The sequence below is a fragment of the Pseudomonas sp. F(2018) genome (genome assembly GCF_005508865.1).
In the GTDB taxonomy this organism is placed as follows: Bacteria; Pseudomonadota; Gammaproteobacteria; order Pseudomonadales; family Pseudomonadaceae; genus Aquipseudomonas.
In genome coordinates this window covers 250,156-272,031 of the sequence record NZ_SCOM01000004.1, presented here as the reverse complement: position 1 = coordinate 272,031, position 21,876 = coordinate 250,156, and the positions used below count along the sequence as shown (strand labels likewise).

The window sequence follows — 21,876 nt, the reverse complement described above, 5'->3', positions numbered from 1 at the left end:
ACAGAAAGTCGTCGGATTCGCCTCGTGGGGCCAATCTCAATATTTGGGTTTCGGCGTCACTGAGCGGCCAAAAGGAGGGCCACAATACACAGCGCTTCGGTGCGGCACAAGCCACCGAAAGTCGGAGGCGGCGGGGCTTCAACCGGTGTTGCGCAACCCTGCTGCGATGCCCGCGACACTCACCAGTAAAGCCTGTTCCAGAGGGCTGTCCACCGGGTTCTCGCGCAGCCTGCAACGGGCCAGCAGCTCGGCCTGGAGCAGGTGTAGCGGGTCCAGATAGATGTTGCGCACGGTGATCGCCTCGCGGGTCTCCGGACTGTGGGTGAGCAGCTCCGACTGATGGGTCAGACCCAGCACCATGGAGCGGCACTGCGACAATAGGTCGCGCAACTGCGCACCCAGCGGTCGCAGCTCGGAACTGACCAGCCGCTCGTCATACAGCGCGGCAATCGCCAGGTCGGCCTTGGCCAGCACCATCTCCAGCATGTCGATGCGCGTACGGAAGAACGGCCAGTGCTCGCGCATGTCCTCCAGCAGGCCCTTGCCACCGCCCTGGATGGCCTTGTCCAGGGCCTGCTCCCAGCCCAGCCAGGCCGGCAGCATCAGGCGGGTCTGGGTCCAGGCGAAGATCCACGGGATGGCGCGCAGGCTCTCCACCCCACCGGCGCGGCGCTTGGCCGGGCGGCTGCCTAGCGGCAGGCGGCCGAGTTCCTGCTCCGGCGTGGCCTGGCGGAAGTACTCGACGAACTGCGGATGCTCGCGCACCACCGCACGGTAGGCGGCCACGCCATCGGCGGCCAGGCGGTCCATGGCCGAGCGCCAGGCCGGCTCCGGCGCGGGCGGTGGCTGCAGGGTCGCCTCCAGCACGGCGGCCAGGTACAGGTTGAGGTTCTGCTCGGCCAGCTGCGGCAGGCCGAACTTGAAGCGGATCATCTCGCCCTGCTCGGTGGTGCGGAAACGCCCGGACACCGAACCCGGCGGTTGCGACAGGATGGCCGCATGGGCCGGGCCGCCGCCACGTCCGACGGTGCCACCGCGGCCGTGGAACAGCAGCAGCTCGACCTCGTGCTTGCGACAGACACCGACCAGGGTCTCCTGAGCCCGGTACTGGGCCCAGGCGGCGGCCGTGGTCCCGGCGTCCTTGGCCGAGTCGGAATAGCCGATCATCACTTCCTGCGGACCATGCAGGCGCGCGCGGTAGCCGTGCAGGCCGAGCAGACGGTCGATGGACGGGCCGGCGTTGTCCAGATCGGCCAGGGTCTCGAACAAGGGTGCAACCCGCATCGGTCGCTGCAGACCGGCTTCCTTTAATAGCAGTTGCACCGCCAGCACATCCGACGGGGCACCGGCCATGGAGATGACGTAGGTGCCGAGCGAAGCCGCCGGCGCTGCGGCGATCACCCGGCAGGTGGCCAATACCTCGGCGGTCTCGGCCGAGGGGCGATGGTGCGGCGGCAGCAGCGGGCGGCGGTTGTCCAGTTCGCGCAGGAGGAACTCGAGGCGCTGTTCCTCATCCCACTCGGCATAGTTGCCCAGGCCCAGGTAGTCGGTGATCTCGGCCATGGCGGCGGCATGCCGCGCGGCGTCCTGGCGGATGTCCAGGCGCACCAGGAACAGGCCGAAGCAGGCGGCGCGGCGCAGGCAGTCGAGCAGCTCGCCCTCGGCGATCACGCCCATGCCGCAGGCGTGCAGGGAGTGGTAGCAGAGCTCCAGCGGTTCGAGCAGCTCGCGGTTGTCGTGCAGCACCTCGGGGCCGGGTGCAACCTCGTCGTCCAGCGCCGCCTCGGCCCAGGCGCGGGTGGCCCGCAGGCGCTCGCGCAGCTGCTTGAGCAGGGCCCGGTAGGGCTCGGGATGCACGCCGACGCGCACGCGCAGCTCGTCGCTGGCCTGCTGCATGGACAGCTCGGCGGCCAGGCGGTCGACGTCGCGCAGATAGAGGTCGGCAGCCATCCAGCGCGCCAGCAGCAGCACCTTGCGGCTGACCTCGGCGGTGACATTGGGGTTGCCGTCGCGGTCGCCGCCCATCCAGGAGGCGAAGCGCACCGGCGCCGCCTCCAGCGGCAGGCGCAGGCCGCAGGCGTCGTGCAGGGCCTGGTCGGCCTTGCGCAGGAAGCTCGGCAAGGCCTGCCACAGGGAATGCTCGATCACCGCGAAGCCCCACTTGGCCTCGTCCACCGGGCTGGGCCGGCTGCGGCGGATTTCCTCGGTGTGCCAGGCCTCAGCGATCAGCCGGCGCAGCTTGAGCCGCGCCTGGTCGCGCTCGGCGGCAGACAGGTCGGCGTGGTCCAGGGCTGCCAGCTGCGCGGCGATCGCGTCGTACTTCTGGATCAGGGTGCGCCGCGCCACCTCGGTGGGATGGGCGGTGAGCACCAGCTCGATGTCCACACGGCCGAGCTGGCGCGCCAGCTGCTCCGGCTTGTGGCCGCCCGCCACCAGGCGTTGCAGCAGCTCGGCCAGCACGCGGTCGTCGAAGGGCTGAGCCTCGTCCGGGCGCCGGCGGCGGATGCGGTGGTACTGCTCGGCGATGTTGGCCAGGTTGAGGAACTGATTGAAGGCGCGCGCCACCGGCAGCAGCTCGTCGTCGCTGAGCGCGGCGAGGGTCTCGCGCAGTTGCTGCTCGCCGGCCGAGGAACCCTTGCGCCCGGCCTTGGAGCCCTGGCGGATCAGCTCGATCTTGGCCAGGAAGGCCTCGCCGAGCTGATTGCGGATGGTGTCGCCGAGCAGCTCGCCGAGCAGGTGAACCTCTTCGCGCAGGCGCGCATCGATCTCTGCCATGACCCTTCTCTCCCTCGGGATAGAGCCCTCAGCTTGCACAGGGCGACCCATTCTTACAAGCACACGACGAACGGCCGCTAGGCGAACGCCAGCGAGCTAGTCTGAACCTTGCGGGCGTCACAAGCGCCCGTGCCCGGCCTACAGGCAGTTCCCGGGCCGTATCCGCCCACCACGAATGGGCCACCGAGGTGCCTATGAAGATCAGAGAACTCACCCGCCATTGGGAGCAGAACGCCAAGGGTCGTCTGACCCAAAGCCAGTACCACATCCATCTCGACCTGGAGTCGGCGGCGCGCCTAGCGGCGCTGTCCGAGATGTATCCGAAGCGCAGTGCCGAGGAACTGCTCGGCGAATTGATCAGTTCGGCGCTGGAAGAACTGGAGGCCAGCCTGCCCTACGTCAAGGGCCACAAGGTGGTTGCCACCGACGAACAGGGCGACCCGCTGTACGAGGACATCGGCCCCACGCCACGCTTTCTCGCCCTGTCGCGCAAGTACCTGCAACAACTGACCGCGCAGAGCGACAGCACCAAGCACTGAGTCGCCCGCCCCGCCAAGGCCCCATCCCGGGGCCTTTTTCATGCGCGTGAAAAATCTTGAACGTTCGTTTTCGGCTGGCAGTCACAGCACTAGGCCGGGGCAAACGGCAGCGATTAACAAGGCTTCTTCGCCTATCCGCTGACATCCGGCAGGCAAGTCGTTTTTTGACAATGGAACTGCATGGAGCCAAGACCATGATCAACAGCCCGAGAACACTTCTGCTCACCCTCGCCATCGGCGGCAGCCTGGCACTGGCCGGGTGCGCCGGCAATCCGCCCACCGAACAGCTCGCCTCCGCCACCGCGGTGATCAAGAGTGCCGAGGCCGCTGGCGGCCCCGAGTACGCTCCGGCGGACATGAAGGCGGCACAGGACAAGATGACCCAGGCCCAGCTGCTGATGCAGGACCAGGAGTACGAGCAGGCCCGCCGCCTGATCGAGCAGGCCGAGGCCGACGCTCGCGTCGCCGAGCGCCGCGCCCTGGCCGGCAAGGCCCAGCGCAACCTGGACGACGCCCAGCAGGGCGTGCAGCAGATCCGTGAAGAAGGATCGCGTACCCCGATCATCGTGCAGTGACCATGGAGGAGCGACGCTCATGAACCGTACGACCCATCTGTTCACCCTTTCCGCCCTGGCCCTGGTGCTGGCGGGCTGTGCCCACGAACCCAATCCCAATCTGGAAAAGGCGCGCGCCGGCTATGCCGAGCTGCAGGCCAACCCGCAGGCGCAGACCCTGGCGGGCGTGGAAACCAAGGAAGCCGGCGACATGCTGACCCGTGCCAACCAGGCCTACGAGTCCGGCCAGGGCAGCGTGCAGGTCGACCACCTGGCCTACCAGGCCAACCGGCGCATCGACGTGGCCAAGGAGACCATCCTGCAGAAGAACGCCGAAGAGGCGCTGAAGACCGCTCCGGCCCAGCGCACCCAAGCGCAACTGGACGCGCGCAACCAGCAGGTCGACGTGTTGCTGCAGCACCTGCAGGCCCAGGAGACCGAGCGTGGCTCGGTGGTGACCCTGGGTGACGTGCTGTTCGAGGTGGATCGCGCGCAGCTGACCAGTGCCGGCATGCGGAACGTGCAGGAGCTGGGCAACTACCTGCTGCAGAACCCGGAGCGCCAGGTGGTGGTGGAAGGCTTCACCGATAGCACCGGTACTCGCGACCACAACCTGCGCCTGTCCCAGGCCCGTGCCGACTCGGTGCGCAGCGCCCTGGTGGCCATGGGCGTCGATCCGCGGCGCATCACCACCCACGGCCTCGGCCAGGACTATCCGGTCGCCAGCAATGACACCGCCGACTCGCGCACCCTCAACCGCCGGGTGGAAGTGACCATCGCCCACGGCCAGGGTCCGGTGGCACCACGCGCACGGCTGTAACGTCGCCGCGTGAAAAAGCCCCGCTTCGGCGGGCTTTTTCATGTGCCGAGCACAGCTCGGTAGAGAGCGGCCATGTCTACGGAGAAGGCCACCAGCACGGCACGCCGCAGCGTGCTGCCGGCAGGGTGCGGGCGGCGCAGCTCGGTCACGGCGATGCGGGCGGCCGCTTCCGGCGGATAGCCATAGACGCCGCAGCTGATGGCGGGAAAGGCGATGCCGGAACAGCCCTGGGCATCGGCCAAGGCCAGGCTGTTGCGGTAACAGGCGGCCAGCAGCGCCGGCTCGCCACGCTCACCGCCCTGCCAGACCGGCCCCACCGTGTGGATCACCCAGCGCGCCGGCAGGCGAAAACCCGGAGTGATGCGCGCCTCGCCGGTGGGGCAACCGCCCAGTGCGCGGCAGGCGGCCAACAGCTCGGGACCGGCGGCGCGGTGAATGGCGCCATCCACGCCGCCGCCGCCGAGCAGCGAACTGTTGGCGGCGTTGACGATGGCGTCCAACGCCAGGGTAGTGATGTCGCCGTGGAAGACTTCGATCTGCATCGCGCTCCTCCTCGGCAGCAGCGACTTACTGTTGCGGAGCCTGCGGGGTTTCCTGACCCATGCAGCGCACGGCCTGCTTCTTGTCGTTCACCAGCACGCCGGTCAGGCCCTTCTGCTGAGTATCGAACAGCACCAGCACGCCATCGATGCACTGGGCCACCTGGTTGGCCGGCTTGAGCGAGACCTTGTAGTCCTCGCCGGGCACCGTCTTGAGCATGGTGAAGTCGGCCAGCAGCAGGGCGTCCTCCTGCTTGGCGAAATGCACGTAGCCGTAATACCAGAGCACGCCGATGGTGCCGACGATGCTGGCGATGCCGGTGAGAATCAGGGGAATGGCGTTGCGTTCTTCGCTCATGGGGAAGGCTCGTTGTACGAAAAGGGCGCAGTTTACCCGCTGGCCGCCCACCTGGCGCGGGCGGGATGTCGCAGGCTATTTGCCGCCGGCGCGCACTTCCTCGCGGGCGCGGAAGGTGGCGTCGTAGATGCGCTCGGCCAGGCGCGAGAACGGCAGGCTCTGCACCCATACGGTACCGGTGCCCTTGAGGGTGGCGAGCAGGATGCCCTCGCCGCCGAACAGCATGCTCTTCAGTCCGCCGGCCAGGCCGATGTCGTAGTCGATGCCGCTGGTGAAGGCGACCAGGCAGCCGGTGTCCAGGCGCAGGGTCTCGTTGTTCAGCTCCTTGCGGATCACCGTGCCGCCGGCATGCACGAAGGCCAGGCCGTCGCCTTCCAGCTTCTGCAGGATGAAGCCCTCGCCACCGAAGAAGCCGGCGCCGATGCGCTTGTTGAAGCTGATGCCGATCTCGGTGCCATGGGCGGCGCAGAGGAAGGCGTCCTTCTGGCAGATCAGCCGGCCGCCGACCTGGCTCAGGTCGATGGGCACAACGGTGCCTGGATAGGGCGCGGCGAAGCCGACCCGGTGCTGGCCGTTGCCCTGGTTGCTGAAGTGGGTCATGAACAGCGACTCGCCGGTGAGCAGGCGCTTGCCGACGCCCCACAGCTTGCCCAGCACCCCACTGGCCGAGCCGTCACCCATGCGCGTCTCGAAGCGGATGCCCTCGGTCATGTAGTTCATCACCCCGGCCTCGGCGATCACCGTCTCGCCCGGGTCGAGGATGATCTCAACGGTCTGCGCCGAGGCGCCGAGGATTTCGTAGTCGAGTTTGTGGCTGGGCATGACGAGGGTTCCTTGATCGGTAGCCCGGATGCAATCCGGGATAAGCGCTCCCGGATTGCATCCGGGCTACGGGGCTATGCCCCTCTCCCCTTCCTGGGAGAGGGAGCCACGGATCTAGAGAATATTGGCGTAGTCCGCTTCGATGCGATCCAGGCTCAGATGGTTCAGGAAGTTGGAGAAACACATCCAGGCCGCCAGGGCATTGAGGTCGCGGAACTGCGGCGGCAGGTACTTGGGCGGTGCCACCAGGCCCTCATCCACCAGCTGGCGCAGGGTGCGCATGTCTTCCAGGGTGGTCTTGCCGCAGAACAGCAGCGGAATCTGTTCCAGTTTGCCTTTGCGCACGGCGAGCTGGATGTAGTTGTAGATCAGGATGAAGCCCTTGAGGTAGGACAGATCCTTGGTGAACGGCAGGCCATCCGGGGTCGAGCCGCGGAAGGCGCGGCTGGCATTGCCGTAGCTTTCCTCCAGGGTGAAGCCCTGCTCGCGATAGAACTCGTAGACCTGCAGGAAGTCGGCGCCCTCCTCCGCCATGTGGATGGCACGGGTGCGGTTGGTCAGCTTGCGCAGGCGGTACGGGTAGGAGGCGAAGGCGATCACCTCCATGAGGATGGCCAGGCCCTCCTGGGTCACCGTCGACGAGGGCGGCCCCTTGGCCAGGAAGGTGCACACCGGCTGGTTGAGGCCGTTGAGCGTGGTACCGACGTGGACCATGCCCTCGTGCACTTCCAGAGCGCGCACGTCGCGCTCGTTGAACAGGGCATCGGCGCGCACCTTGATGTAATCGGCGCCGGCGGCCGCGTCGGCGACGATGCCGTCGGACTCGAACACGCGGATGGTGTCGTCGCCGAACACCTTGGCCAGGCGCTCCTGGAGGATGCTCACGGCATCCTTGGCGGTGAGCGTCTTGGCCTCGTCGACCAGATCGCCGCGGGCGGCGATGTTGTTCAGGTAGCCGGAGAGCATCACGCCGAGGTCGGCCAGGGTCGGGTCGCCGGCATGGAAGGCGTCCGAGGCGGCGCCGTACAGCTCCTGGGAGATCAGGCCGAAGTCGGCGGTACCGCGCGCCTCGAGCATGCGGATCACCATGCGGTATTCCTTGCACATGCGCCGCATGATCTGCCCGACCGGGTTGAACTGGCCGAGCTGGCGAGTGATGTCGCGCTCGATGTTCTGGAATTCCAGCTTCTTCGCCGTGGAGTCGAAGGCCAGCGGGCGGCTGTCGTAGTAGGCCCGGTCCACCGCCGGCATCTCGCGGCCCTTGGCCTTGAGGAAGCCCTGGCGGATGCTGTCGTCCCACTTGATCGCATCGAGCACGCGGATCGGCGTCTGTGCCTCGACGATGCGCCCCGACAGGGCGCGGATGATGCTGTGGTAGTCGTCCTGCGACTTGCGTCGGCTCATGCCAGCCCCTTATTCGGCACTGCGCTGGTAGCGCGCCACTTCGACGAAGACGTCGGCGTTGGCCTGGTCATCAAGGTAGCTGAACACCTGGTCCAGCGGCGTGGTGACCAGCACCGCGTCGCCCTCGGGCGTCTCCACCGGCTGGCCCTGCAGGGCGCCGCCCTCCATCTCCTGGAGGATGCGTTCGACGTCGAGGTTGTAGATCACCAGTTCGTTGCTGGGCGTCAGCTCGAAGCCGGCGATGGCGAAGTTGGCGCCCAGGCGCTTGGGCAGGCCGGCCGAGATGTACCAGCGGCGGCCATGGTGGGACACGGTGAAGCCGTACTCCTCGGCCACCTCGTCCTCGGTGCCCTCGCCCCAGGCCTTGGCGCGGTACACGTTGGAGCCGGAGCGGGCGATGCTCAGGTACTGCTGATCGCCCCATTCGTCCTTGCGCTCCCAGTCGCCGAGCAGCGGGATGGGCGCTGCCTCGTTGGCCGGAATCGGGTCCTTGAAGGTCACCAGGCAACCGCTCAACAGCAGGCAACTCAGGGTGGCTAGGGCCACGCGCCAGGCTTTCATCATGCACTCCTTGTGAGGTTCGATCGGTTGCCGCAAACGAAAAGCCCCGCCGGGGCGGGGCTGGGACTCAAGGCCCGATCAGCAGGTCCAGGAAGCGCTGGAGAACGGCGCGCTGGGCCTCTAGATCGAAGTCTTCCACCCCGTCGACAATGGCATGATATTCCATCCGCAAAACCAGCGTAGTCAACACCTGCGCATCCTCGAAAGGCGCCGTGGAGCCCATGGCCCGCACCGCACGCTCGGCGAAGCGAAAACGCAGGCTCTGGTGGGCGAGGAACAGCGGGCGCAACTCCGCGTTGGTCAGCGCCTCCTGGCGGAAGGCCAGCTCCACCAGCAGCTCGTCGTCGTGCTCGCGCATCTTGGCCTGGACATGGGCCTCGGCCAGGTCGATGAAGTGGGTGACCATCTCGCGACGGGCCCCCGGATCGTGCTCGATGGCTGCGGCGATGCGGCGGAAGTCCTCGTCCACCCCGGCCCACAGCGTGGCCAGGCTGGCCGAGCTGCGTTTGACGAACAGCGCGAAGCTGTCGGCGATCAGGTCCTGGATGTCGTTGAAGTAGTAGGTGGTGGCCGACAGCGGCACCCCGGCCTCGGCGGCCACCGCGCGATGGCGCACGCCGCGCAGCCCCTCGCGAACGATGATGCGCAATGCCGCATCGAGAATACTCAGGCGGCGTTGTTCACTACCCTGACGACTGGCCTTGCGGCCGCGATACTGCACGGATTCGGCTAGGTCGCCGGCCAGTCTGACCGGGCATTCCGAGGCGGAGCTGAGGTTCACTGCTGATCGTTCCTCGCACTGACTGAAGATAAAAAACAGGGGCCTGCCGCGACGGTAGACCCCTGAGTTTCAAACAGCTGGATGGCCAAGTGCCACCCTCACCTCGACGGTGCCCTTTCCAGGGCCTCCGATCAAGCCTGCGGCCGCATATGCGGGAACAGGATCACATCGCGGATGGATGGCGAATTGGTCAGTAGCATTACCAGCCGGTCAATCCCGATACCCTCGCCAGCGGTGGGCGGCATGCCGTATTCCAGGGCGCGGACGAAGTCGGCGTCGTAGTGCATGGCCTCGTCGTCACCGGCGTCCTTGTCGGCCACCTGCTGCATGAAGCGCTCGGCCTGGTCTTCCGCGTCGTTCAGCTCGGAATAGGCGTTGGCGATCTCGCGGCCACCGATAAACAGCTCGAAGCGGTCGGTGACGCTCTGGTCGTCGTCGCTGCGACGGGCCAGCGGCGAGACTTCGAACGGGTAGCGGGTGATGAAGTGCGGCTGCTCCAGCTTGTGCTCGACCAGCTCCTCGAAAATCATCACCTGCAGCTTGCCCAGGCCTTCGAAGCCGAGCACCTTGGCGCCGGCCTTCTTGGCAATCTCGCGGGCGCGGTCGATGTCGTTGAGATCGGCGGCGGTGATTTCCGGGTTGTACTTGAGGATCGAGTCGAACACCGACAGGCGCACGAACGGCTCGCCGAAGTGGAACACCTTGTCGCCGTAAGGCACGTCGGTGGTACCGAGCACCGCCAGGGCCAGCTCGCGGAACAGCTCCTCGGTCAGGTCCATGTTGTCTTCGTAGTCGGCGTAGGCCTGGTAGAACTCGAGCATGGTGAACTCGGGATTGTGCCGGGTCGAAACGCCTTCGTTACGGAAGTTGCGGTTGATCTCGAAGACCTTCTCGAAGCCACCGACCACCAGGCGCTTGAGGTACAGCTCCGGGGCGATACGCAGGAACATCTGCATGTCCAAGGCGTTGTGGTGGGTCTCGAACGGCTTGGCCGCGGCGCCGCCGGGGATGGTCTGCAGCATCGGCGTTTCGACTTCGAGGAAGTCGCGTTTCATCAGGAAGCTGCGGATATGGGCGATCACCTGGGAACGCACGCGGAAGGTCTGGCGCACGTCCTCGTTGACGATCAGGTCGACGTAGCGCTGGCGGTAGCGCTGCTCGGTGTCGGACAGGCCGTGGTGCTTGTCCGGCAGCGGGCGCAGCGACTTGGTCAGCAGGCGCACGTCGGTCATCTCGACATACAGGTCGCCCTTGCCGGAACGGGCCAGGGTACCGACGGCGGAGATGATGTCGCCCATGTCCCAGGTCTTCACCGCGGCCAGGGTCTCTTCCGACAGGGTCTTGCGGTTGACGTAGACCTGGATGCGCCCGGTCATGTCTTGGATCACCATGAACGAGCCACGGTTGAGCATGATGCGCCCGGCGACCTTGACCGGAATGGCAGCGGCTTCCAGCTCTTCCTTGGTCTTTTCCGCGTACTGTTTCTGCAGGTCGGCGCAGTAGTTGTCGCGGCGGAAGTCGTTGGGGAAGGCGTTGCCCTGCTCACGGATGGCGGCAAGCTTCTCTTTGCGCTGGGCAATCAGCTTGTTTTCTTCCTGTTGCAGGTCGTGCTGGTCGAGTTGTTGGTCGCTCATGTCGTCGTCATTTCCGTCACGGTGTCGTTGCCGCCCTCAGCGCGAGGGCGGAATCGAAAGGTATTACAGGCCTTGCTTGAGGCTGGCCTCGAGGTACTGGTCGAGGTCGCCATCGAGGACCTTCTGGCAGTCGCTACGCTCGACGCCGGTCCGCAGATCCTTGATGCGCGAGTCGTCGAGCACGTAGGAGCGGATCTGGTGGCCCCAGCCGATATCCGACTTGGAGTCTTCCAGGGCCTGGGAGGCGGCGTTGCGCTTCATCATCTCCAGCTCGTACAACTTGGCCCGCAGCATCTTCATGGCGGTGTCCTTGTTGGCGTGCTGGGAGCGTTCGTTCTGGCAGGCCACCACGGTGTTGGTCGGCACGTGGGTGATACGCACCGCCGAGTCGGTGGTGTTGACGTGCTGACCGCCGGCACCGGAGGAGCGGTAGGTGTCGATGCGCAGGTCGGACGGGTTGATCTCGATCTCGACCTTGTCGTCGATCTCGGGCGAGGCGAACACCGCCGAGAACGAGGTGTGGCGACGGGCGCCGGAGTCGAACGGGCTCTTGCGCACCAGGCGGTGCACGCCGATCTCGGTGCGCAGCCAGCCGAAGGCGTATTCGCCCTTGATATGCACGGTGGCGCCCTTGATGCCGGCGACTTCGCCCTCGGACAATTCGATGATGGTGGCATCGAAGCCGCGCTTGTCGGCCCAGCGCAGGTACATACGCAGCAGGATATTGGCCCAGTCCTGGGCCTCGGTACCGCCGGAGCCGGCCTGGATGTCCAGGTAGCAGTTGTTGGCGTCCATCTCGCCGCTGAACATGCGGCGGAATTCCAGCTTCTCGAGGATCTCGCGCAGGCGCTCGACTTCGGCGGCGACGTCGTTCACCGCGCCTTCGTCGTTTTCCTCGGCGGCCATTTCCAGCAGATCCTTGGAATCGGCCAGACCGCCGGTGAGCTCGTCGATGGTGCCGACGATCTGCGCCAGCATGGCGCGCTCACGGCCCAGGCTCTGGGCGTATTCGGGCTTGTTCCAGACGCTGGCGTCTTCCAGCTCGCGGTTTACTTCGACCAGGCGATCATGCTTCTGATCGTAGTCAAAGATACCCCCGAATCGACAGGGTCCGCTCGGACAGGTCCTTGATGCTGTTGAGGATCGGATTGATTTCCATGGTGGGCAGCACTCTCGGGCAAAGGCGCAGAACGACCGATCCGGCCGGTCGGAGCGGCGTTGCGCCTGGCTCGACCGGGCACGGCAGGGGCCGCGACCGCAAAGTTTCTGAAAAGCCGGCGAGTATACCCGACTCGCCGCGCCCTGGCAGCCCGCGCACTGACCGGCGGGCCGCGCCCGCTCACGATCTAGCGAGCTAGAGACAAACGGGGGCGAAAGCGAGCGAAGAAGCGCAGTTTACAGGCGGTAAATGAGCATTCTGAGCGAGCTTTCGCTCCCGTTTGGCCGACGCGCAGCAGGTCGTGTGTGGGCGCCCCTCAGAATTTCACGCTGAGCCGCGCCGCCAGGGCGCTGTCGCGGGCATCCTCGGCGTAGTGGCCGGCGTAGGTCAGGCCGAGGTAGCAGCGCTCGCTCAGCTCGTGATCCAGGCTCAGGTCCAGGCGCAGGGTGCTGCGTTCGAACTCACGGCCCTGCAGGTGCAGCGCATCGCCCTCCTCGCTCCAGGCGCGACTGGCCAGCCGGTCGCTGCCCAGGTCCTGGCGCAGCGCCAGGCTGGCGCGGCCGACCCACTTGCGCTGCTGCACGTACCAGGGCGCGGCCAGGCGCCAGCCGAGAGTGAGATAGCCGCTCTCCTCGTCCGCCCCCGGCAGGTACAGCCCGCGCTCGCGCTGGCTGGGCGCATCCAGCTGCACATAGGCCAGGCCGGCGAAGGGCTCCAGGGTGAAATCACGAAAATCCAGGGCCAGGCTACTCTCGCCGAACAGCTGCCAGCTGCGCGCCCGCTCGCCCCGCTCCAGCTCGTGCCAGCCCTGCAGCGCGCCGAGCTTGAAGCCCAGCTGGTTGTAGATGCGCGTGGCGGCATACAGGCCCAGGTGCGTGCTGTCGCTGTCGGCGTGGCCGGTATCGTCCTGCAGGCGGGTTCGCGACACCCCGGCCAGCACGCCGCCGATCCACTGCCCGCCCAGCGGCCGATCCAGACCGAGCAGCAGCCCCTCGCCATCGCGCTCCAGCCCGCCATCCCACGTACCGTCGACGCCGTAGGCCCGCGACCAGAGCGGCCACTCGCGCTCCTGCGCCTGCTTCTCGCGGAAGGCGAAACGTACCTGCTGCAGGCGATCCAGCGCCGCCTCGCGCGGCAGGCGGCTGTCGTCCAGCAGCAGCGCGCGCTGATCGAGCAACAGATCGCCGGCCTGCGCGGCCTGACCGATCAATGCCAGCACCACCGTGCCCAGTGTCGTTCGCCTTGCCATATCCGCCCTCCCGCTGGCCTGGCCGGAGTCTATCAGGGCAGAGGCTGCGCCGTGGTCACCGCCAGCCAGGGGCCGCGCGACTCGCCGGCCAGCGCGCTCCAGTACCAGGCAGAGTGGTCGCTGAAGCTGGCGCCGGCGGCGTCCTCGATGTACTCGCACACGCGCAGCGGGCCGCCCGGGCCCTCGGCGACGAAACAGCGCTGCACGCCGGAAGCGGCAACGCGCCGCTCCAGCGCCTGCGCAGCGATGCGATAGCCGAGCCCGCGAAAACAGTCCGCCGCCGGATGCAGCTTGCGCGTCGGCCGGGTGACGTGACGCAGGCTGATGACGCGTTCGCCGTCGCTGAAGCGGCCGATGGCGCCGGGAAACTGCGCGGCGAACTGCAGTTCCACCGGCGACAGCGCCAGCGGGCGCAACTCGCGGCCGGCGAAGTGCTGCGGCCATTCGTGCGAGCGAACCAACGGCTGCGCCGGCTCCGCCTGGCCCTGCACCAGCGGCCAGCCACCCAGACCGACGAATACCAGCGCCAACGACAGCTGCCAGATGCCCGCTGTCGCGACTGCCAGAGCCCGCACCGGCAGCGGCGCCGGCTGCCACACGCCGGCGCCGACGAAGCGCAGCACCAGGGCGCAGACCGCGACGAACACCAGCAGGCCGATGCCCTCGTGCATCCAGCCCGGCCAACCCAGGCGGCCGGTCTCCTGCAGCACCAGCAGGCTGTTGCGCAGGATATTGCCGACCAGCACCAGCGCACCGAGCAGTGGGATCCTGCGCAGCAGCAGGCGGTCCGGCAGGCGCAACCAGGCGGCGGAGGCGAAGGCGGTGAAATAGGCGACCCAGGCCATCTGGATGCCGGAGCACGGGGCGTCGACCATCACCAGCTGCCCGCCCACCTCCAGCGCGCTGCCCTGGCGCGCAGCCTCCAGCCCGCCGCCGCGCAGCAGCCAGACACTGGCCTCGGCGGTGAGCACACGCAGCGGATAACCCAGGTAGAACTGCAGCGACGACAGCAGCGGCAGCGCCAGCAGCCCCAGGCCGAACCAGGCCAGGCGCGGCTGCCCGGCGCCGCGCAGGGCCATGGCCACGCAGAGCACCGCCAGCACGCCCAGAGCGGCGCGGGGCAGCGGCGGCCAGAACCCCTGACCGAGCACCGCCGAGACGGCCAGCGCGACCGCCGCCAGCAGCCAGCCCAGGCGCGGCGCCTCGACAAAGCCCGTGCGCTCGCGCCACAGCACCAGCAACAGCGCGCCCAGCGCGACGATGCCGTAGGGGTCATCCGAGCCATCGCTCAAGCGCCGCGCGCTCCACAGCCACAGCGGCCACAGCGCGGTGTTCGCCAGCACCAGCCAGAGCCAGGCCGGCAGGCGCGGCAGCCTGTCAGTGCGCATGGCTGCGGCGCCGGCTCGCCCAGACCATGCCCAGCGCGGCGATCAGCAGCATGGCCCAGGCCGCCGGCTCCGGCGTGCTCGGCACCAGCGCGCCGATCGCCTGGTTGCTCACGCCCTGGGGCAGCGGCAATGGCTGCTGAACCTTGGCCGCCGCGCCCGGATCGGGATTGCGCACCTGCTCGTCCACGGCGATGAACGAGGTATAGGGCGTCAGCAACCCGTACTTGAGGCCGAGGTCGAGAATCGCCTGGCTGTGCTCGTAACCACCCTCGAGGGTTTCCTGGTCCACCAGCGTGGCCACCCGGCGGCGCGCCCACAGATGCGTCAGCGCCTGGCTGTCCTTGCGCACCTCGGCCGCAACTATCGGCACCTCGGCCCGGAAAGGACCCTGGCTGCCATGCCCCTCCACCCGCAGGCGACCCTGGGCCGGGCCGCGCCACTTGCCGAACACCGCCAGCGGGCGCTCGGCGAACAGGTCGGGCAGCAGCGCCGGCTCCACGTCGTAGACGTCCAGCCCCTCGAACGTCAGCTTGGGGCTGGCCAGCAGCGGCGCATCGATCATCCGCCGCAGACGCTCGGCCTCCTGCTGCGCCGACTCGGCATCCAGCACCACGAACGGCTCGCCCTGACCGGCACGAGCCAGCCCCTCGATCAGCTGGCGATTGACCGAACTGCCGATGCCGAAGGCGAACAGGTTGGCCTTGTCCAGGTTCTCGCGCACCAGCCGGAAGGCCTCGCGCTCCACCGCCACGAAGCCGTCGGTGACCACCACGAAGCTGCGCGAACGTTCGGCATCCACCGGTATCGCCAGGGCCTGACGCAGCGCCGGCAACAGCTCGGTGCCACCGGAGCCCATCTGCGTGTCGAGCAGCGCCAGCGCCGTCTCGATATTGTCCTCGGTGGCCGGCTGCGACTGCGGCGCCAGCATGCTACTGCTGCCGGAGAACAGCAGGACGTTGAAGCTGTCGGCCGGGCGCAGGCCGCCGATCAGCTGGCGCAGCAGCTGCTTGGCGGTATCCAGCGGGAAGCCGTGCATGGAGCCGGAGATATCCACCACGAAGATGTACTCGCGCGGCACGATCAGGCTGCTCGGCGCCTGCCGTGGCGGCGCCACCAGGGCGAGGAAGAAGTTCTCCTGCGCGCCTTCGCTGAGCAGCACACCGCTCTGGAAGTCGGCGCCGGACAGGCGATAGTCGAGCACGAAGTCGCGGTTGTTCGCCGGCCGGCCGTCGTCGCCCAGGCTCAGTTGCAGCCGGTTGGCCTCCACCTGCTCACGCCGCAGCGGGTGGCTGGGCGAGGCGACATCCGCCAGCGGCGTCGGCGCCATCAGGTCGATGTCGAGACTGAAGCCCGCACTCGACGGCACGCCCTCGCCCAGATGGGCCGTGGCGATCCAGGGCTCGGCCTTGTGGCTAGCGCTGCCCGGCTTGCCGTTGTAGCGCGGCCCGACCACCGTCGGAAAGACGAAACGGTACACGTCCTCCTCCGGCAGCAGTAGCTCGGTGTAGCGCAACTCCACGTCGACTTCGTCGCCCGGCAGGATGTTGGCGACCTGCATCTGGAACACGTTCTCGCGCTGCTGCTCCAGCAGCGCCGCGGTCTTGCCGGCACTCTTGGCCTGCTGGTACTCGACCTTGGCCTTCTGCTTCTCGCGGATCTGCGCACGCAGCTCGCGCTCGCCCAGGCGCACGGTCATGCCGTACACGGCCGCGCGGGTCGAGCCGGGGAATACGTAGCGCGCCTCCAGCGCCTGCTGGCCCTCGTTGCGATAGCGCTGCACCACCCGCACATCGGCCATCACGCCGAGAATGCGCACCTGCACATCGGTGGACTTCAGCGGCAGGGCGTCCACCACGCCATCGCCGCCCTCCACCGCGAAGTAAGGGCTCTCCCCCTGATCCTGCTGCGCCGCCACCAGCGTCGCGCAGCCCAACAGCATCAGCCCCAGGGCCGCCCTAAGGGTTCGCCTGCCAATTCCCGGCAACATATCCACCTCCCGCTCTCGATTGCTGATGGCGGGATGCTGCGAGCGCAGAGTGGGAAAAGTTTGAAGATTGCGTGGGCTTTGTGTGGAATGCTCGCCGAGCGGCCTGAACTACCCTGCAGAGAAGGCCCGACACCCCGCTATGGCCCGCGCCAGGGCGAACCGCCACCGTCATGCATTCGGAGTCGCCGTTGATGCGCCCAGCCTTCAGTCTGCGCAGCCATATCGCCCTGCTCATCGCCCTGCTGGTGACCCTGCTCAGCTGGCTGCTCGGCACACTGATCGGCAACGAATCCAGTCAGCGCATCCGCGAAGAAGTCGGCCGTGACCTGGTAGAAGTTTCGCTGCAGATGATCGACCGCCTGGACCGCGACATGGCCAGCCGAGCCGCCTACCTGCAGGTGCTCGGCAGCCTGAATGTGCTGCGCCAGCCGGACGACGCCGGGCAGATCCGCGAGCTGCTCGACCGCCTCAAGCGGGAGATTCCCAGCATCGCCTGGATCGGCTTCACCGACCCCAAGGGCAGCGTGCTGGCCTCCAGCGGCGGCATCCTCCAGGGCGCCAGCCTGGCCCAGCGCCCGGTGTATATCCAGGGCTACCGCGGCCTGTTCATCGGCGACGTGCACGAGGCCGTGCTGCTGGCCAAGCTGCTGCCCAACCCGAGCGGCGAACCGATGAAGTTCGTCGACATCAGCCTGCCGGTGTACGGCCCGAACGACAAGCTGGCCGGGGTGCTGGCTACCCACCTGTCCTGGGCCTGGGCGGACGAGGTGCGGCGCTCGCTGGTCGAGCCCATCCAGCAGCGCCGCAATGTGGAGTTTCTGATCCTCGGGAGCGACCACACGGTGCTGCTCGGCCCCAAGGCCATGATCGGCCAGCGCCTGGAACTGCATGCCCTCGATCGCCCTCTCGCCGAGGATGGCCAGTGGGCCGTGCAACGCTGGCCGGACGGCCAGGAGTACGTCACCAGCTTCGCCGCCAGCCAGGGCTACCAGGACTATGCCGGTCTCGGCTGGATAGTGGTGGCGCGGCAATCGCTGGACGAGGCCTATGCGCCGGCCCGGGCGCTGAGCACCAACATCGTGCTGTGGGGCGTCGGCCTGGCGCTGCTGTTCGCCGCCGTCGGCTGGCTGCTGACCGGCTACTTCACCCGCCCGCTGCGCCAGATCGCCGAAGCCGCCGACCGCCTCAGCGTCGGGCAGATCGCCGAGATCCCCGACCTCGACAGCCCCCGTGAGATCGCCGTGCTCAGCCAGTCGATCCGCCATCTGGTGGAGAGCCTGACCCACCAGCAGAACGCCCTCGGCCTGATGGAGAACAAGGCCTACAGCGACCCGCTGACCGGCCTGGCCAACCGCGCCGCGCTGGAGAAATTCCTCATGCTGGCCAAGCAGCGCGAAGGCGCCCTGGCCCTGCTCTATCTCGACCTGGACGGCTTCAAGCCGGTCAACGACCAGCTCGGCCACGCCGCCGGCGACCAGTTGCTCAAGCACGTGGCCGTACGCCTGCGCGGCTGCGTACGCGAAGGCGACCTGGTGGCGCGCCTGGGCGGCGACGAGTTCGTGCTGGTGCTACGGGTGCAGGACGAGGAAGCGCAGGCGCGCATTCGTTACGTGGCCGAGCGCGTGCTGCATGGCCTGCAACAACCGGTGCGGATCGACGAACAGGAAGTGAGGATCGGCTGCAGCATCGGCGGCGCCCTGTGGCCGCTGGACAATGCCGAACTGGAGAGCGTGCTGGAGCTGGCCGACCAGGCGCTGTATCGCGCCAAGCACGCCGGGCGTAATCGCGCGGAGTTCCAGGACGGCACCCGGAACCCCGCCTGAGCCTCAGCTGACCACCAGTTCCTGGCGCACCTGAGCTTCCAGCTCGGCCTTGAGCGACGGATCCAGCTTGAGCTGACGCGCCAGCTCCTCCAGGTAGGCGCGCTCCATGAAGTGCTCCTCGTCCACCATCAGCACGCTGGCGATGTACATCTCCGCGGCCATCTCCGGGGTAGTGGCGGCACGCGCCACCTCGCCCGGGTCGAGCGGTTTGTTCAGCTCGGCGTCCAGCCAGCGCAGCAGCTCGGGATCGTTGGCCAGCGCGCCGATCTGCTCCTCGATCAGCTGGCGCTCCTTGGCGTCCACATGGCCATCGGCCTTGGCCGCCGCCACCAGCGCCTTGAGGATGGCCTGGCTGTGCAGCTCGGCCTGGGGCGCCGGCAGGCGGTCGACGGTCTGCGGCTCGACGCGCGGCTGCGCCGTGCCTTGTTGCTGGGCCTGCCAGTTGCCGTAGGCCTTGTAGGCGATCACCCCGAGCGCGGCCAGGCCGCCATAGGTCAGCGCCTTGCCGCCCAGCTTGCGCGCGCTCTTGTTACCCAGCAGCAGGCCCAGGGCACCGGCTGCCAGCGCACCGCCGCCGGCGCCCTTGAGCAGGGTGCCGAGATCGCCACCGCCTTTACCGCCACTCGCGCCGCCGGCGATGCCACCGAGCAATCCGCCCAGGCCGCCGGGCGACGATGAGCCGGACTTCTGCTGCAGCAGGTCCTGGCCGGATTTGAGCAATTGGTCGAGCAGTCCACGGGTATTCATCTGAGCCCTCCTTCAGGGTTAACCGTTCCATGGAAGTGCCCCGATTCTAGCCACATGCCCCCCGGGCGGAAGTGACGCAGTGCTTCGGAATATTGCAGGCGCCAGGGACAAGCCCTCTTCTTTCGAATAAAAAGAACGGCTTTAGCTATTTTCGATAAACCATAATCCCCACAGCCCGCCGCACCGGATTGCCCGTCATGATGACCCTGCGCCAGATCCGCCACTTCATCGCCGTCGCCGAGACCGGCTCGATCTCCGCCGCCGCCCAGGCGGTGTTCATCTCCCAGTCGACCCTGACCCTGGCCATCCAGCAGCTGGAGGAGGAGATCGGCGTCAGCCTGTTCAACCGCCACGCCAAGGGCATGAGCCTGACCCACCAGGGCCACCAGTTCCTGCGCCAGGCGCACCTGATCCTGGCCACCGTGGACAACGCCAAGCGCAGCCTGCAGCAGAGCACCGATCAGGTTGCCGGCAGCCTCACCATCGGCGTGACCAGCCTGGTGGCCGGCTACTACCTGGCCGATCTGATCACCCGCTTCCAGCGCGCCTATCCCAACGTGCAGACCCGCGTGGTGGAGGACGAGCGTCCCTATATCGAGCACCTGCTGGTGAGTGGCGAGATCGACGTTGGCGTGCTGATCCTCTCCAACCTGGAAGATCGCCACGCCCTACAGACCGAGGTGTTGACCCACTCGCCACACCGTCTATGGCTGCCGGCCCGGCATCCGCTGCTGGAGCGCGACAGCATCGGCCTCGCCGACGTGGCCGGCGAGCCGCTGATCCAGCTCAACGCCGACGAGATGGGCCTGCACACCCAGCGCATCTGGAGCCGCGCCGGCCTGACGCCGCACGTGACGCTGCGCACCGCCTCGGTGGAGGCCGTGCGCAGCCTGGTGGCGGCAGGCCTCGGCCTGTCGATCCAGCCGGACATGACCTACCGGCCCTGGTCGCTGGAGGGCGACATCATCGAGGCGCGCCCGCTGGTGGACCTCGGCGAGCCACTCGACGTCGGCCTGGCCTGGCGCCGCGGCACCGCGCGGCCGGCGCTGGTCGATCCGTTCCTGACCCTGGCCCGCGAGCAGCCCAACAGTCGCAAGGTTTCGATTTAATCGAACGCCGCTTTCAATATTTAGAATTTGTAGACCTCAAGCCCGGACTCTAGTCTCGCTTCCTTATGGACGCGGGCGCCCGGGCCAACCGGAGCCGCCATGCCTGCCGCAGCGAATAACAGAAGAAACGCGAAGATGAGCACGCCCACCCTGCACAGCGCATTGCTGATCGACGGCCAACTGGTCGGCGGGGAAGGCGTCGCCGAAACCATCCTCAACCCGGCCAGCGGCGAAGTGCTGTGCAGCATCGCCGAGGCCTCGCTGGAACAGCTGGAGGCCGCCGTCCAGGCCGCCCATCGCGCCTTCCCAAGCTGGTCGCGCACCACTCCCGCCCAGCGCGCCAGCGCCCTGCTCGCCATCGCCGATGCCATTGACGCCCAGGCCGAGCAACTGGCGGCGCTGGAGGCGCTGAACTGCGGCAAGCCCGTGCACCTGGCGCGCCAGGACGACCTGCCGGCCACCGCCGACGTGTTCCGCTTCTTCGCCGGCGCCGTGCGCTGCCAGCAGGGCCAGCTGGCCGGCGAATACGTGGCCGGACATACCAGCCTGGTGCGCCGCGACCCGGTCGGCGTGGTCGCCTCCATCGCGCCGTGGAACTACCCACTGATGATGGCCGCGTGGAAGATCGCCCCGGCCCTGGCCGCCGGCAACACCATGATCTTCAAACCCTCGGAGCACACACCGCTGTCGATCCTGGCGCTGGCGCCGGCGCTGCGCGAGATCCTGCCGGCCGGCGTGCTGAACATCGTCTGCGGCGGCGGCGAAGGCATCGGCAGCAGCCTGGTCGGCCACCCGCGGGTGCGCATGGTGTCGCTGACCGGCGATATCGTCACCGGTCAGAAGATCCTGCAGAGCGCCGCGCGCACCCTGAAACGCACTCACCTGGAGCTGGGCGGCAAGGCGCCGGTGATCGTCTGCAACGACGCCGACCTCGACGCCTTGGTCCAGGGCATCCGCACCCACGGCTACTACAACGCCGGCCAGGACTGCACCGCCGCCTGCCGCATCTACGCCCAGGCCGGCATCCACGACCGCCTGGTGAGCGAGCTGGGCGAGGCCGTGGCGAGCATCCGCTTCGCCCGCAAGAAGGACGCCGACAACGAGATCGGCCCGCTGATCAGCGCTCGCCAGCGCGACCGCGTGGCCAGCTTCGTCGAGCGCGCCCTCGGTCAGCCGCATATCGAGCGGGTCACTGGCGCCGCCGTGCATTCCGGCCCCGGCTTCCACTACCAGCCGACCCTGCTGGCCGGCTGCAGGCAGAGCGACGAGATCGTCCAGCGCGAGGTGTTCGGCCCGGTGGTCACGGTCACCCGCTTCGACCAGCTGAGCCAGGCGCTGGATTGGGCCAACGACTCCGAGTACGGCCTGGCCAGCTCGGTGTGGACGCAGGACCTGGACAAGGCCTTCCAGCTGGCCAACCGCCTGCAGTACGGCTGCACCTGGATCAACACCCATTTCATGCTGGCCAGCGAGATGCCCCACGGCGGGCTCAAGCGCTCCGGCTACGGCAAGGACCTGTCCAGCGACTCGTTGCAGGACTACAGCGTGGTACGCCACATCATGGCGCGCCATGGACAACAACTAGACTGAAACCAACCGCCGGCTCGGCAGCCGTCTTGCCGAACGA

At 67.7% G+C, this 21,876-nt stretch carries 19 protein-coding genes; 6 read left to right on the top strand and 13 right to left on the bottom strand.

All coding sequences use genetic code 11. The features are described from left to right. Positions 1-138 precede the first annotated feature (138 nt). Complete coding sequence (gene ppc / locus FFS62_RS18255; RefSeq protein ID WP_137974268.1) at positions 139-2,775, bottom strand: phosphoenolpyruvate carboxylase; 2,637 nt, start codon at positions 2,773-2,775, stop codon at positions 139-141. Positions 2,776-2,969: 194 nt separating this feature from the next. Between ppc and FFS62_RS18250 the strand changes: the two genes are divergently transcribed. The 3 genes from FFS62_RS18250 (at position 2,970) to FFS62_RS18240 (ending at position 4,688) form a co-directional block, all read left to right on the top strand. Continuing rightward, positions 2,970-3,314: a pilin assembly protein gene (locus FFS62_RS18250; RefSeq protein WP_137974267.1), complete on the top strand. Its 345-nt coding sequence runs from the start codon at positions 2,970-2,972 to the stop codon at positions 3,312-3,314. Between the two features lie 194 nt (positions 3,315-3,508). After that, positions 3,509-3,889 carry a DUF4398 domain-containing protein gene (locus FFS62_RS18245; RefSeq protein ID WP_256662297.1) on the top strand — a complete coding sequence of 127 codons (381 nt, stop codon included), beginning with the start codon at positions 3,509-3,511 and terminating at the stop codon, positions 3,887-3,889. 19 nt (positions 3,890-3,908) lie between these two features. Further along, positions 3,909-4,688 (top strand): OmpA family protein, encoded by a 780-nt coding sequence (locus tag FFS62_RS18240; protein WP_137974265.1) that lies wholly within the window; start codon positions 3,909-3,911, stop codon positions 4,686-4,688. 38 nt (positions 4,689-4,726) lie between these two features. Here FFS62_RS18240 and FFS62_RS18235 read toward each other — a convergent pair whose 3' ends face one another. From FFS62_RS18235 to FFS62_RS18185, 11 genes are all read right to left on the bottom strand, one after another. Then, positions 4,727-5,230, bottom strand: coding sequence for an O-acetyl-ADP-ribose deacetylase (locus FFS62_RS18235; protein ID WP_137974264.1), 504 nt, complete (start codon positions 5,228-5,230; stop codon positions 4,727-4,729). Between the two features lie 25 nt (positions 5,231-5,255). Next, positions 5,256-5,585, bottom strand: coding sequence for a hypothetical protein (locus FFS62_RS18230; protein ID WP_137974263.1), 330 nt, complete (start codon positions 5,583-5,585; stop codon positions 5,256-5,258). 75 nt (positions 5,586-5,660) lie between these two features. Continuing rightward, positions 5,661-6,407 (bottom strand): TIGR00266 family protein, encoded by a 747-nt coding sequence (locus FFS62_RS18225; RefSeq protein ID WP_137974262.1) that lies wholly within the window; start codon positions 6,405-6,407, stop codon positions 5,661-5,663. A gap of 114 nt (positions 6,408-6,521) precedes the next feature. After that, positions 6,522-7,811, bottom strand: a complete 1,290-nt coding sequence (locus tag FFS62_RS18220; RefSeq protein WP_137974261.1) for a flavohemoglobin expression-modulating QEGLA motif protein — start codon at positions 7,809-7,811, stop codon at positions 6,522-6,524. Positions 7,812-7,820: 9 nt separating this feature from the next. Then, on the bottom strand, positions 7,821-8,372 hold the full coding sequence (locus FFS62_RS18215; protein ID WP_137974260.1) for a hypothetical protein: 552 nt from the start codon (positions 8,370-8,372) through the stop codon (positions 7,821-7,823). A 67-nt stretch (positions 8,373-8,439) separates the two neighbouring features. Beyond that, entirely contained in the window at positions 8,440-9,153 is a 714-nt protein-coding gene (locus FFS62_RS18210; RefSeq protein WP_137974259.1) for a TetR/AcrR family transcriptional regulator, read from the bottom strand. A 131-nt stretch (positions 9,154-9,284) separates the two neighbouring features. Next, the gene (lysS, locus tag FFS62_RS18205) at positions 9,285-10,787 is read right to left on the bottom strand and encodes a lysine--tRNA ligase (protein WP_137974258.1); all 1,503 of its coding nucleotides are present in this window, start codon (positions 10,785-10,787) and stop codon (positions 9,285-9,287) included. 63 nt (positions 10,788-10,850) lie between these two features. Further along, a protein-coding gene (gene prfB / locus FFS62_RS18200) for a peptide chain release factor 2 (protein WP_137974257.1) occupies positions 10,851-11,946 on the bottom strand; the annotation gives its coding sequence in 2 pieces (ribosomal slippage) (positions 10,851-11,873 and positions 11,875-11,946; 1,095 coding nt in all). Between the two features lie 316 nt (positions 11,947-12,262). Continuing rightward, positions 12,263-13,195, bottom strand: coding sequence for an autotransporter domain-containing protein (locus FFS62_RS18195; protein WP_137974256.1), 933 nt, complete (start codon positions 13,193-13,195; stop codon positions 12,263-12,265). 32 nt (positions 13,196-13,227) lie between these two features. Beyond that, positions 13,228-14,583: an exosortase Q gene (gene xrtQ, locus FFS62_RS23280; protein WP_218569299.1), complete on the bottom strand. Its 1,356-nt coding sequence runs from the start codon at positions 14,581-14,583 to the stop codon at positions 13,228-13,230. Then, the gene (locus FFS62_RS18185) at positions 14,573-16,570 is read right to left on the bottom strand and encodes a VIT domain-containing protein (protein ID WP_137974255.1); all 1,998 of its coding nucleotides are present in this window, start codon (positions 16,568-16,570) and stop codon (positions 14,573-14,575) included. The genes xrtQ and FFS62_RS18185 overlap by 11 nt, the downstream gene beginning before the upstream one ends. Before the next feature lie 191 nt (positions 16,571-16,761). Here FFS62_RS18185 and FFS62_RS18180 point away from each other — a divergent pair, with 191 nt between their 5' ends. Next, complete coding sequence (locus FFS62_RS18180; protein WP_137974254.1) at positions 16,762-18,393, top strand: sensor domain-containing diguanylate cyclase; 1,632 nt, start codon at positions 16,762-16,764, stop codon at positions 18,391-18,393. A 3-nt stretch (positions 18,394-18,396) separates the two neighbouring features. Here the strand turns inward: FFS62_RS18180 and FFS62_RS18175 are convergent, their stop codons facing one another. Further along, positions 18,397-19,140 (bottom strand): tellurite resistance TerB family protein, encoded by a 744-nt coding sequence (locus FFS62_RS18175; protein ID WP_137974253.1) that lies wholly within the window; start codon positions 19,138-19,140, stop codon positions 18,397-18,399. Between the two features lie 197 nt (positions 19,141-19,337). Here FFS62_RS18175 and FFS62_RS18170 point away from each other — a divergent pair, with 197 nt between their 5' ends. Then, positions 19,338-20,249: a LysR family transcriptional regulator gene (locus tag FFS62_RS18170; RefSeq protein ID WP_137974252.1), complete on the top strand. Its 912-nt coding sequence runs from the start codon at positions 19,338-19,340 to the stop codon at positions 20,247-20,249. Between the two features lie 135 nt (positions 20,250-20,384). Beyond that, positions 20,385-21,839 carry a gamma-aminobutyraldehyde dehydrogenase gene (locus FFS62_RS18165; protein WP_256662296.1) on the top strand — a complete coding sequence of 485 codons (1,455 nt, stop codon included), beginning with the start codon at positions 20,385-20,387 and terminating at the stop codon, positions 21,837-21,839. Positions 21,840-21,876 lie beyond the last annotated feature (37 nt).